General features: G+C 62.5%; 9 protein-coding genes. 4 read left to right on the top strand and 5 right to left on the bottom strand.

The window, feature by feature from the left end:
* The first annotated feature begins 23 nt into the window (after window positions 1-23).
* Both ACUN0G_RS03330 and ACUN0G_RS03325 read left to right on the top strand, forming a co-directional pair.
* Window positions 24-698 (top strand): heavy metal response regulator transcription factor, encoded by a 675-nt coding sequence (locus ACUN0G_RS03330; protein ID WP_445572678.1) that lies wholly within the window; start codon window positions 24-26, stop codon window positions 696-698.
* Entirely contained in the window at window positions 695-2,098 is a 1,404-nt protein-coding gene (locus ACUN0G_RS03325; RefSeq protein ID WP_445572677.1) for a heavy metal sensor histidine kinase, read from the top strand. The genes ACUN0G_RS03330 and ACUN0G_RS03325 overlap by 4 nt, the downstream gene beginning before the upstream one ends.
* 139 nt (window positions 2,099-2,237) lie before the next feature.
* Here the strand turns inward: ACUN0G_RS03325 and ACUN0G_RS03320 are convergent, their stop codons facing one another.
* The 3 genes from ACUN0G_RS03320 to ACUN0G_RS03310 are packed head-to-tail and all read right to left on the bottom strand — an operon-like array spanning window position 2,238 to window position 7,771.
* Window positions 2,238-5,399 carry a CusA/CzcA family heavy metal efflux RND transporter gene (locus tag ACUN0G_RS03320; RefSeq protein ID WP_445572676.1) on the bottom strand — a complete coding sequence of 1,054 codons (3,162 nt, stop codon included), beginning with the start codon at window positions 5,397-5,399 and terminating at the stop codon, window positions 2,238-2,240.
* An 18-nt stretch (window positions 5,400-5,417) separates the two neighbouring features.
* Window positions 5,418-6,530 (bottom strand): efflux RND transporter periplasmic adaptor subunit, encoded by a 1,113-nt coding sequence (locus ACUN0G_RS03315; protein WP_445572675.1) that lies wholly within the window; start codon window positions 6,528-6,530, stop codon window positions 5,418-5,420.
* A gap of 17 nt (window positions 6,531-6,547) precedes the next feature.
* Window positions 6,548-7,771 (bottom strand): TolC family protein, encoded by a 1,224-nt coding sequence (locus ACUN0G_RS03310; protein ID WP_445572674.1) that lies wholly within the window; start codon window positions 7,769-7,771, stop codon window positions 6,548-6,550.
* 160 nt (window positions 7,772-7,931) lie between these two features.
* Here ACUN0G_RS03310 and ACUN0G_RS03305 point away from each other — a divergent pair, with 160 nt between their 5' ends.
* The gene (locus ACUN0G_RS03305; RefSeq protein ID WP_008437506.1) at window positions 7,932-8,606 is read left to right on the top strand and encodes a heavy metal response regulator transcription factor; all 675 of its coding nucleotides are present in this window, start codon (window positions 7,932-7,934) and stop codon (window positions 8,604-8,606) included.
* A gap of 3 nt (window positions 8,607-8,609) precedes the next feature.
* Here the strand turns inward: ACUN0G_RS03305 and ACUN0G_RS03300 are convergent, their stop codons facing one another.
* Window positions 8,610-9,515, bottom strand: a complete 906-nt coding sequence (locus ACUN0G_RS03300; protein ID WP_063033176.1) for a cation diffusion facilitator family transporter — start codon at window positions 9,513-9,515, stop codon at window positions 8,610-8,612.
* A 217-nt stretch (window positions 9,516-9,732) separates the two neighbouring features.
* Between ACUN0G_RS03300 and ACUN0G_RS03295 the strand changes: the two genes are divergently transcribed.
* The gene (locus ACUN0G_RS03295; protein ID WP_023659163.1) at window positions 9,733-11,103 is read left to right on the top strand and encodes a GntT/GntP/DsdX family permease; all 1,371 of its coding nucleotides are present in this window, start codon (window positions 9,733-9,735) and stop codon (window positions 11,101-11,103) included.
* A gap of 106 nt (window positions 11,104-11,209) precedes the next feature.
* On the opposite strand, the gene ACUN0G_RS03290 is transcribed toward ACUN0G_RS03295, so the two are convergent.
* Window positions 11,210-12,493 carry an MFS transporter gene (locus tag ACUN0G_RS03290; RefSeq protein WP_445572673.1) on the bottom strand — a complete coding sequence of 428 codons (1,284 nt, stop codon included), beginning with the start codon at window positions 12,491-12,493 and terminating at the stop codon, window positions 11,210-11,212.
* Between the last annotated feature and the right edge of the window lie 12 nt (window positions 12,494-12,505).

Raw genomic sequence — 12,505 nt, 5'->3', positions numbered from 1 at the left:
TATCAATAAAAGGTAAATCCCCCATGCGTATCCTTGTGGTTGAGGACGAGCAAAAAACCGCCGCCTACCTGCAGCAGGGCCTGACCGAAAGCGGTTACGTGGTCGACTGTGCCGCGAGCGGCGTGGACGGCCTGTACCTGGCCGCGCAACACGCCTATGAACTGGTGATTCTCGACGTCAATCTGCCGGCCAAGGATGGCTGGGAAGTGCTTGAGCAATTGCGCCGCAACAGCAGCCAGCGGGTGATGATGCTGACAGCCCGTGGCCGGTTGGCCGACAAGATCAAGGGCCTGGACATGGGCGCCGATGATTACCTGGTCAAACCCTTCGAGTTTCCCGAGTTGCTCGCCCGGGTGCGCACCCTGCTGCGTCGCAGTGAGCACATACCGGTGCCGGAAGTGTTCCAGGTGTCCGACCTGGAACTGGACCCGCGCCGCCACCGCGCGTACCGAGGCACCCGACGTATCGACCTGACCACCAAGGAATTCGCGCTGCTGCATGTGTTGATGCGCCAGTCCGGCGAAGTACTGACCCGCACGCAGATTATTTCCCTGGTCTGGGACATGAATTTCGACTGCGACACCAATGTGGTGGAAGTCTCCATCAGCCGCTTGCGGGCCAAGGTCGATGACCAGAGTGACGTCAAGCTGATCCACACCATTCGCGGCGTGGGTTATGTGCTGGAGGCCCGCCAATGAAAGCCAGCAGCCTGTCGATGCGCCTGGGGCTGACGGTGAGCCTGATGGGCGCCGGCCTGGTGGTGTTGCTCGCAACCTTGGCGTACCTGGCGCTGACCCACGAGCTGGAGAAACTGGCGCGCAAGGGCCTGGAAAGCAAAATGGAACAGATTCAGCACAGCCTCGCCCTCGGCCTGGACACCCGTGACATCCGCGCCCGCCCGCACTCGCTGATGGACCTGGTGATGGGGCACGATAATTTCTACCTGACCATCGTTGGCACTGCGCCCAATGAAGCGGTGCTGCTCAGCATCGGCGCCAAGCCCCAGGAACCGTTGCTGACCGACTTCGCCCCGTCCCAAAACCTCGGTTACCTGAACTGGGACGACGGCAACGGCAATCAAGTGCTCAGTGCCTCCAGCCTGATGCGCCTGGCCAGCGGCGAACGCGTGCGGGTCCTGTTATCGCTGGATCGCCGGGACGATCAGGCGCTGCTCAGTGCCTACCTGCGTTCCACCGTGATCGCCCTGCCGCTGCTGTTGCTGCTGATCGGCATCGGCGCCTGGTGGGTGGTGCAACGCGGGCTGGCGCCGCTGCAGCAGTTCAGCCGCGTCGCGGCGAAAGTCACCACGCAGGACCTGACCCACCGCCTGGCTGTGGATAACTTGCCCAAGGAGCTGGGCGAGTTGGCCCAAGGCATCAACTTCATGTTGCAGCGCCTGGACGGCGGCGTGCAGCAGCTGTCGCAGTTCTCCGATGACCTCGCCCATGAACTGCGCGCGCCGCTGACCAACTTGATGGGCAAGGCCCAGGTGACGTTGTCCCGGGAGCGCCCGCCGCAGGAGTACAAAGCGGTGCTGGAATCCAGCACTGAAGAGATGGAACGCCTGGCGCGGATCGTTTCCGACATGCTGTTCCTGGCGCAGGTCAGCCACCCTGCGGCGCGGGTTTCGTTTGCGCCGGTGTCCCTGGCCGCTGAAGCGCGCCGGGTGATGGAGCTGTTTGCCTTGAGTGCCGAAGACAAACAACTGACCCTGAGCCTCGACGGCGATGCGTCCGTGCATGGCGACCGCTTGATGATTCAGCGGGCGATTTCCAATTTGCTGTCCAATGCCATCCGTCATACACCCCACGCCTCCACTGTTTCGGTGCGGGTGGAAACCCACGGGCAGCAAGTGTCGCTGTCGCTGGGCAATCCCGGCCCGGGGATCGAAGCGCAACACCTGCCGAACCTGTTCGAACGCTTCTACCGCGTCGACAGCAGCCGCGCCCGCTCCGAAGGGGGGACCGGGCTGGGGCTGGCGATTGTGCGGTCGATCATGACCCTGCATCAAGGCCGGGCAGAAGTCAGCAGCGAGCCCGGCGATTTCACTGTGTTTCGGTTGGTGTTTCCCCTTCATACCAACGCTATCTGCCCATAAACCAGTGTGGCGAGGGAGCTTGCTCCCGCTGGGTTGCGCAGCAACCCTAAAAAGCCCACCGCATTCTTTCAGCTGAACGTGGGTCGCCGGTGTTGGGGCTGCTGCGCAGCCCAGCGGGAGCAAGCTCCCTCGCCACAGGTTATTGGTCAGGCATCAGGCGGTCTTCCTGTTCTTCACGCCGATGCGCCCAGTGATACAGCGCCGGCAATACCAGCAGGGTCAGCAGCGTCGACGAAATAATCCCGCCAATCACCACCGTCGCCAACGGGCGCTGTACTTCGGCGCCGGTACCGGTGGCGAGGGCCATGGGGATAAACCCGAGCGACGCCACCAGTGCCGTCATCAACACCGGGCGCAAGCGCGTCAGGGCGCCTTCGTTGATCGCCACCGACAGTGAACGCCCCTCCTCCCGCAGGCTACGGATGAACGCGATCATCACCAGCCCGTTAAGCACCGCCACCCCCGACAGCGCGATAAAGCCCACGCCCGCCGAGATCGACAGCGGAATATCCCGCAGCCACAGCGCCATGATCCCGCCGGTCAACGCGAAGGGAATCCCGGTAAACACCAGCAGCCCATCCTTGAGGTTGTTGAACATCATGAACAACAGCCCGAACACCAGCAGCAACGCCACCGGCACCACGATGCGCAAGCGCTCGGAGGCCTCCTTCAACTGCTCGAACTGGCCGCCCCAGCTGGTCCAGTAGCCCGCAGGAATTTTCACCTGGGTGCCGATGGCCGTCCCGGCTTCCTCGACAAACGAGCCGATATCCCGCCCACGCACGTTGGCGCTGACGATCACCAGGCGCTTGCCGTTTTCGCGGCTGATCTGGTTGGGGCCGAGCACCAGGTCCAGGCTGGCGACTTCCGACAGCGCGATAAACCCCAACTGCCCCGCCGCGTTATTCGCCAATGCCGGAATCGGGATCAACAGCCGCGACAAGCCTTCGATATCGGTACGCAGGGCGTCGGACAAACGCACCACCATGTCGAAACGCCGGTCGCCTTCGTACATCGTCCCGGCCTGGCGCCCACCCACGGCGACGGCAATCGTGTCTTGCACATCACCCACGTTCAGGCCAAAGCGCGCGGCCTTGTCGCGGTCGATATTGATGGTCAGCACCGGCAAGCCGGAGGTCTGTTCCACCTTCACTTCCGAGGCGCCCTTGAGGGTTTGCAAGGTCTCGGCGATTTCCCCGGCGGTCTTGTTGAGTACCGCCATGTCGTCACCAAACACCTTCACCGCGACGTCACTGCGCACCCCGGAAATCAGCTCGTTGAAGCGCAACTGGATCGGTTGCGACAATTCATACACGCTGCCCGGCACAATCGCGCTGGCGCGCTGGATGTCAGCGATGATCGCCTCGCGGGACTTCTTCGGGTCGGGCCACTGGTCCTTGGGCTTGAGCATCACGTAGCTGTCGGAGATATTCGGCGGCATCGGGTCGGAGGCGATTTCCGCGGTGCCGGTGCGCGCGAATACCCGCTCGATTTCCGGCACCTCGGCCATCAGGTTTTTTTCCAACTGTTGCTGCATGTGCACCGATTGCGTGAGGCTGGTGCCCGGAACGCGCATGGCCTGCAGGGCGAAGTCACCTTCGCTCAGGCTGGGGATAAATTCGCTGCCCATACGACTGGCCACCGCACCCGACACCACGATGGTCAGCACCGCCAGGCCGAACACCAACGGGCGGCGCGCCATCACCCAATCCAGCACCGGCGCGTAGACGCGACGTGCGGTGCGCATCACCAGGTTTTCTTCTTCCTTGACCTTACCGGTGACGAACAGCGCAATCGCCGCCGGCACGAAGGTCACGGACAAAATCATCGCCCCCAGCAGCGCGATTACCACGGTGAACGCCATCGGGTGGAACATCTTCCCGGCCACCCCGGTAAGGGCGAAGATCGGCAGGTACACCACCATAATGATCAGTTGCCCGAAGATCAGTGCGCGCCGCGCTTCCTTGGCCGCCGCGAACACTTCATGCAGGCGCTCGCTGCGGGTCAACAGTCGCCCGTGGCGCTGCTGGGCATGGGCCAGGCGGCGGATGGCGTTCTCGACGATCACCACCGCACCATCGACGATAATCCCGAAATCTAACGCGCCGAGGCTCATCAAATTGGCGCTGACCTTGTTGGTGAACATCCCGGTAAAGGTGAACAACATCGCCAGGGGAATCACCATCGCGGTGATCAGCGCGGCGCGGATATTGCCGAGGAACAGGAACAGCACCGCCACCACCAACAGCGCCCCTTCGAAGAGGTTTTTCTTCACGGTGCTGATGGCTTTTTCCACCAGGTTGGTACGGTCGTAGACGGTGACGGCGACCACACCTTCAGGCAGCGAACGGTTGATCTCTTCGAGTTTTTTCGCGACCGCCAGGGACACGGTGCGGCTGTTTTCACCGATCAGCATAAACACCGTGCCCAGCACCACTTCGCGGCCATTTTCAGTGGCGGCGCCAGTACGCAACTCACGGCCGATATCGACCTGGGCGACGTTGCGCACGCGAATCGGCGTACCGTCTGAGGTGGTGATCACGATGTTGGCGATGTCGTCGATGGACCCGACTTGCCCTGGCGCACGAATCAGCAATTGCTCGCCGCTGCGCTCGATGTACCCGGCGCCGACGTTGGCGTTGTTGCGCTCCAGCGCCGTGACCAGGTCACCCAAGGTCAGGTTGTAGGCCGCCAGGCGCTTGGGGTCCGGGGCGATCTGGTATTCCTTGGCAAAGCCGCCGATGGTATTGATCTCGGCCACGCCCGGCACATTGCGCAGTTGCGGCTTGATGATCCAGTCCTGGATCACCCGCAGGTCGGTCGGCGTGTAGGCGGAGCCGTCCTCCTTGCGCGCGCCGTCTTCCGCCTCCACGGTCCACAGAAAAATTTCCCCGAGCCCGGTGGAGATCGGCCCCATCATGGTTTCGATGCCATCGGGCAATTGCTCGCGGGCCACCTGCAAACGTTCGTTGACCAATTGGCGGGCGAAGAACAGGTCGGTACCGTCCTTGAAAATCACCGTGACCTGGGACAAACCCGAGCGCGACAGCGAGCGGGTCTGCTGCAAACCCGGCAGCCCGGCCATGGCGGTTTCGATGGGAAAGGTGATGCGCTGCTCGGTTTCCAGCGGTGAAAACCCGGCCGCCGCCGAGTTGATCTGCACCTGGACGTTGGTGATATCCGGCACCGCGTCGATGGGCAATTTCTGATAGCTGGCGATGCCGACACCGGCCATCAACAGCACCGCCAGCAACACGATGATGCGCTGCTCGATGGCGAATTGGATAAGGCGCTCAAACATGGGAAATCACTCGCAGGGTCAATGGGCGTGCTCGGCTGAGGCCTTGCCCAACTCGGACTTGAGGATGAAGCTGCCGACGGTGGCCACCTGCGCGCCGGCGTCGAGGCCCTGGCGGACTTCGACGAAACCGTTTTCGCTGACGCCCAGTTCGATATGCCGGGTCATGAAACCGTCGCGGGTGCGCACGAACACCGAGGGTTTGTCTTCGACGGTCTGAATCGCTTCCTGCGGGACCGTGACCTTGGCCTGGTAAGTGTCGGTGGCAACCTGCACGGAGACGAACAGCCCAGGGCGCCACGAGGCATCGGGGTTCGGCACCGTGACGCGCACGGTGGCCGTGCGGGTTTGCTCCCCCAGCAAGTTGCCGACATAGGCCACGGTGCCGAGCACTTCGGTGCCCATTTCCGAGGAGCTGACCTTCACCGGTTTGCCGACTCGGACCTTGTTCAAATCCTTGGGGAACACGCCGAAGGTGACCCACACCTGGGACAGGTCCGACAGGGTGAAGGCGTTGCTGGTCTCGCTCACCACCTCGCCGACACCCAAGTGTTTTTCCACCACCACGCCGTCGAATGGCGCGCGTAATTCGTAGCGATTGCCGCCGACCAATACGGCGCTGCCGCTCAGGGCGTTCATCTTTTGCCGGGCATTGTTCAGGGCGATTTCGGCCTCTTGCAGCGCCTGGCGCGCCAGCAGGTAATCCTGTTCGGCAGAGATCTTGTCCTGCCACAACTGGCGCTCGCGCTGGAAGGTGGTGCGGGCCAGCACCACCCGGCGTTCACTGGCTGCCAGTTCGCTGCGCTGATCGGAAATCTGCTGGCTGGCGATCACCGCCAGCAGCTCGCCCTTCTTTACCGATTGGCCGAGGTTGACCTTCACCGACTCCACTACGCCAGCGGCACGCGGGACGATGTGGGAGGTACGGTCCTCGTCAAAACGCACCTCGCCCGGCAGTGACAGCACGGTGCTGATCTGACGGGATTGCGCCGGGGCCAGTTGAATGCCGGCGGCCTCGATCTGCTGTTCGGTCAGCTCGAGTTTGCCTTCTTCTTCCGCCTCTGCCGCACCGCTGATGGCCGGCCACGCCAGCATCAGCATCATGGCCAGCGCCATCGTGTGTTTGTTGTTCATGGAACGCTCCTGACAATTCAAAACCGGGCGAGGTCGCCGTAAATCCGTTCGATACGCACCCAGGCTTCAGTGGCCTGGGCGGTAGCCGCGAGGTATTGGGTGCGGGCCGCAATCAAGGTGCGCTGGGCGTCGAGCACCTCGAGGAAGTTGAACTTGCCCATCTCGAAGCCACGGGTGGCGCTGTCCACGGCGCTTTGGGCGGCGGGCAGAATCTGTTGGTTGAACGAGCGCACTTCGGTATTCGCGGTTTGCCAGAGGTCCAGGGCCTGGCGGGTTTCGGTGCGCAGGCGCAGTTCGGCGGCGTTGCGCAGGTCACGGGCCTGGTCGGCACGGCGACTGGCGGCGAGCACGTTGCCCTGGTTGCGGTTGAACAGCGGGATTGGCATCGACACGCCCACCACGTTGACCCGCTCACGCACGCTGGCGTCGTACTGGCTGCCGATGGACACGTCGAGATCGGGAATGCGCTGGGCTTTTTCCAGGCCCAGGGCCGCTTCACCCTGGACGATTTGCAGCTCGGCCAAACGCAGTTCGACGGTTTGCTCAAGGCGCCCGAGCAACTGCGCGGTCGGCGGCAATTCAGGTGCCGCCTGGGCTTGGGTGGCGACCGCCTGGAAGTCGGTACTGGCCGCGCCGGTACTGGCAGCGAGGCGGCGATAGGCGTCGGTCAGGCCCATCTGCGCGCGGTTGAATTCGAGGCGGATTTCCGAGAGCTGAACCTGGGCCCGAGTGGCTTCCACTGGCGACGATTTGCCGGCAGTGACGCGACCGTTGGCAACCACCAGGCCGCGCTCGGCCAATGCCAATGAGCGCTGGGCAAGGTCGAGTCGTTCCTGGGCCCGAAGCGCGCCGTAGTAACCGTCAATAACATCCGCCCGCAGGCCGTTGCGACGCTGTTCCAGGGTCAGTGCGGCGGCTTCCTGGGCACGGGTGGCGACATCAATCCGTGCGCCGCGCTTGCCGCCCAGTTCCAGGGTTTGGCTCAGCTTGACGGTGGTGGTGCGCGAATTGCGGCGGGTGTCTTCGGCATCCCAGGAGGCGACCGGGTTCGGGATCAAACCAGCCTGTTGGCGACCGCCCTGGGCGATGTCGATTTCCCACTGTGCAGCGGCCATATCCGGGTTGTTGGCGAAGGCGGTTTGCAAGGCCGATTCGAGGGTCAGGGTTTGCGCATTGACGCCCTGAACCGTCATCAGCAATAGAACGGCGGGCCCAATGAACGTGCTTATAAAAGTTGGCATAACCAGAGTTCCATGCCCATGAATTAACAGGTGGGCAATGTAACTTTCAGTACTTATCAGAGGAGTGGCCAGAACATTACAAATCCGTTAGCAACGGCTCTGCCACGGGCTTTTGCTTTAAGCTCCCGGCAACTTTCCACTGCCCAGCGGGATCCCCGACATGCGTATTCTGGTCATCGAAGACGAACCTAAAACCGCCGATTATTTACATCAGGGATTGAGTGAAAGTGGCTATATCGTCGACTGTGCCGCCACCGGTGCCGACGGCTTGCATTTGTCTCGCCAGCACGCCTATGACCTGGTGATGCTCGACGTCAATCTGCCGCTGATGGATGGCTGGGATGTGTTGCAACGCATCCGCCAGAACAGCAGCACGCGGATCATGATGCTGACCGCCCAGGGCCGCCTCGCCGACCGGATCAAGGGCCTGGACCTGGGCGCCGATGATTACCTGGTCAAGCCGTTTGAATTCCCCGAATTGCTCGCGCGAGTGCGTACCTTGATGCGCCGCAGCGTGCACTCGCCGGTGCCGGATGTGTTGCGGGTGGCCGACCTGGAACTGGACCAGGGCCGCCACCGGGCGTTTCGCGGCTTGCAGCGCATCGACCTGACCACCAAGGAGTTCGCCCTGCTGCATTTGCTGATGCGTCAGAGCGGCGTGGTGCTGTCTCGCACGCAGATCATCTCGTTCGTATGGGACATGAACTTTGATTGCGACACCAATGTGGTGGAAGTGTCGATCCGCCGCCTGCGGGCAAAGATTGATGACCCGTTCGAGCGCAAGTTGATCCATACCTTGCGCGGCGTGGGTTATGTGCTGGAAGACCGTGAGTGACGGTCAGGCGTGCACCTCGTCGTGTTCGTCATGCTGAAAACCTTCGCCCTCGATCTGGATCGTGGCGTGGGAAATATCGAATTGCTCATGCAGTAACTCCGTCACCTGGCTGAGGATCTGTTGCTCGGTGCCTTGCGCCGAATCCGCCACCAGATGAGTACTCAGCACATTTTTGCCGCTGGTGAGGGCCCATATATGCAGGTCGTGCACGTCCTTGACGCCGGGAACGCCGCGAATCGCCTGCTCCACCTTGTCGATATCAATGCCATCCGGCACGCCTTGCAGCAGCACGTTCATGCTTTCCTTGAGCAGCGTCCAGGTGCGTGGCAACACCCAGAAGCCAATCGCCGCCGCCACCACCGAATCCACCCAGCCCCAGCCGGTGTACATGATCACCAGCGCAGCGATGATCACGCCGACGGAGCCAAGCATGTCGCTCCAGACCTCCAGGTACGCGCCCTTCACATTCAGGCTTTCGCCGCTGGCCGCACTCAGCAATCGCATGGAAATCAGGTTGACGATCAGCCCCAGCACCGCGATCACCAGCATGCCGGTGGACTGGATCTCAGCGGGCGCCTGCAAGCGTTGATACGCCTCATACAGGATGTAGAACGCCACGCCGAACAACAGCAACGCATTAAACGCCGCGGCCAGAATCTCAAACCGCGCATAGCCGAACGTACGCTTGCGGTCGGCGGCGCGCTTGGCGACCTGGATCGCTACCAGGGAAATCCCTAGCGCCAAGGCGTCGGTCATCATGTGCGCGGCATCGGACAACAGCGCCAGGCTGCCGGTGATAAAGGCGCCGATCACCTCGGCAATCATGAAGCTGCCGGTGAGTGCCAATGCGATCCATAACAGCCGTTCGTGACCGGCGCGTACTTGGGCGTGGCTGTGTCCTGCACTCATGAAATGTCCTCGTGGGTCGTGGTCCGGTTGATCATAGAGCTATAGGTCAAAACCACCGGCATGGGTTGCGAAATTGTCATCCTGCCGTCAGTTGGGCGTTACGCCATGCGCACCAAAATTGAACATGAACGCTCTGGAACCGTTGTATCAGGTATGCTTTTCGAGCAGGAAACAAAAAGAAACATATTAGCCAACCTGTTCGATAAGGAGTCCCGTTTTGGAGTTATCGACTGCCGCGTGGATGGTTCACGACACCCGCCTCATGTTCTGCGTATTACTGGCCATCGCCAGCATCATTGTGTTGATCAGTGCGACCAAGCTGCCGCCCTTCCTGTCGATCCTGATCGGTACGTTTATCGCCGGTGTCGGCGCCGGCTTGCCGCCGGAAGAAGTGGCCAAGGCGTTCAGCAAAGGCGCCGGGGCGATCCTCGGTGAAGCCGGGATCATCATTGCCCTGGGCTCGATGCTCGGCGCGTTGATGGCCGAGTCCGGCGCTGCCGACCGTATCGCCACCACCCTGCTGGGGTTGGGCAAGGGCAAGTCGTTGCCCTGGGTGATGGCGCTGGTGGCGATGGTGATTGGCTTGCCGCTGTTCTTCGAAGTGGGTCTGGTGATGATGGTGCCGATCATCTTTGTGATGGCCAAACGTTCGAACCAGCCGCTGCTGAAAATCGCGATTCCGGCGCTGGCGGGCATGACCACCTTGCACGCTTTGATGCCGCCGCATCCGGGGCCGCTGATTGCAGTGGGCGCATTGCACGCCGACCTGGGCCTGACCATGTTGCTGGGCTTCTGCCTGGCGGTACCGGCCGTGATTCTGGCCGGCCCGCTGTACGGCAACTGGCTGTCCAAGCGCATGCACGTGGATGAGCCGGCCGACATTGGCGCGCTGTTCAGTGCACCGCCCAAGGCGCCGCGCCAGCCGAGTTTTGGTGTGTCGCTGCTGATCATCTTGTTGCCGGTGATCCTGATGCTTGGCAGCACTTTGGCCAAGGTCGCCATGTCGCCGGAAAGCCCGGTGGCACTGACCTTGAAATTCCTCGGTGAGCCGTTGATCGCGCTGGGCCTGGCGGTGATTGCCGCAGTGATTTGCCTGGGCTGGGCCAGTGGCATGCCGCGGGCCGATGTCGGCAATACCTTGCGCAAGGCGCTGGCGCCGATCGCGGTGCTGTTGCTGACCATCGGCGCGGGCGGCGGGTTGAAGCAAACCCTGCTGGATGCCGGCGTGAGCCAGACCATCAGCAAGGTGGCCGAAGGCGCGCACATGCCGTACCTGTTGCTGGCCTGGTTGATTGCGGTGGCGCTGCGTCAGGCCACGGGGTCGGCGACCGTCGCCACCACGACAACGGCGGGCATCCTGGCGCCGATGATGGCGGGGTTGGCGGCGACGCAAAGCTCACTGGTTGCCCTGGCGATTGGTGCCGGCTCGGTGTTCTTCTGCCACGTCAACGATGCCGGCTTCTGGATGGTGCGGGAGTACTTCGGCTTGCAGCTGAAGCAGACGATCTGGGTGTGGTCGGTGTTGCAGACCATTGTGTCGGTGGTGGGCCTGGTGGGCACATTGCTGATGTGGCATTTCCTGACGTAATGATCGTTCCCACGCTCCGCGTGGGAATGCATTCCGTGAGGCTCAGCGTCACAAGAGCGGACGCGGAGCGTCCAGTGAGGCGTTCCCACGCAGAGCGTGGGAACGATCAGGTGGGGTGGCGCTTGCCAAAATGTACTGCACTCACTGCGCCCACCGCGCCCATCACCACGCAATACCCCACGCAGATCCACGGACTGGTAGGCATCAGTGCGATCAACATCAGCGGCGTGGTACTCGCCCACAGCGCATAGGCAATGTTGTAAGTGAAGGAAATCCCCGACACCCGCACCTGCGCCGGGAACAGGCTGACCATCACCGACGGCACCGCGCCCACCACCCCACAACTCAATCCGGCAATCGCATACGCCGCGCCCAGCCATACGCCGCCGGCAATCAGGCTGGCATAGAGCACGGCAATCCCCACCGGCAGCAGCAGGCTATAGACCAACACCGCACGCCAGGCGCCGATGCGGTCCACCAGCAGGCCGGCCAGCACACAACCGATGTTCAGGAACACGATGCCCAGCGCGCTCAGGGCGAAGGTGTGGCTGGGGCTCATGCCGAAGGTTTTCTGCATCATGGTCGGGGTGATGACCACCAGCACTACGACCGCCGAGGTGAGTACGCAGGTCAGGATCATCGCCGGCAGCAGCGCGCTGCGGTGCTCCCGCAAGACGGTGCGCAGGGGCAGTTCGGCGCCGGCCTGGCGGCGGGCCTGCATCTGCAGGAACACCGGGGTTTCGCTGAGCCAGCGTCGCAGCCAGACACCGATCACACCAAACACGCCGCCCAGCAGGAACGGGAAGCGCCAGGCGTAGTCGAGGATTTCTGCCGGGGTGAAGACTTGCGCCAGCAGCGTCGCCGTCAGCGCGCCGAGCAGGTAGCCAAAGGTCAGCCCGGCTTGCAGGAAGCCGAGGGCATAGCCGCGATGATTATCTGGCGCGTGTTCGGCGACAAACACCCAGGCGCTCGGCACTTCCCCGCCCACCGCCGCGCCCTGGAGGATGCGCAGTGCCAGCAGGATCAAGGGCGCGAAATAACCGATTTGTGCGTAGGTGGGCATGATCCCGATCAGCAGGCACGGCAGCGCCATCATCAGGATGCTCAGGCTGAACACCCGCTTGCGCCCCAGGTGATCGGCGAAGTGCGCCATCAGGATTCCGCCCAGCGGGCGCGCGAGGTAGCCGGTGACGAAGATGCCGAAGCTTTGCAGCAGGCGCAGCCACTCGGGCATTTCCGGCGGGAAAAACAGCTGGCTGAGGGTCAGCGCGAAAAATACGAAGATGATGAAGTCGTAGATTTCCAGGGCCCCGCCCAAGGCGGCCAGGCCCAGGGTTTTGTAGTCGGAGCGGGAGAAACGCTGCGCCTGTGGATAAGAGGTGGCAGTCATGGAAAAGCTCGG

The organism is Pseudomonas sp. 32A, from assembly GCF_052682255.1.
The sequence above is the reverse complement of the archived record's forward strand: the minus strand, read 5'-3'. Positions and strand labels throughout refer to the sequence as shown.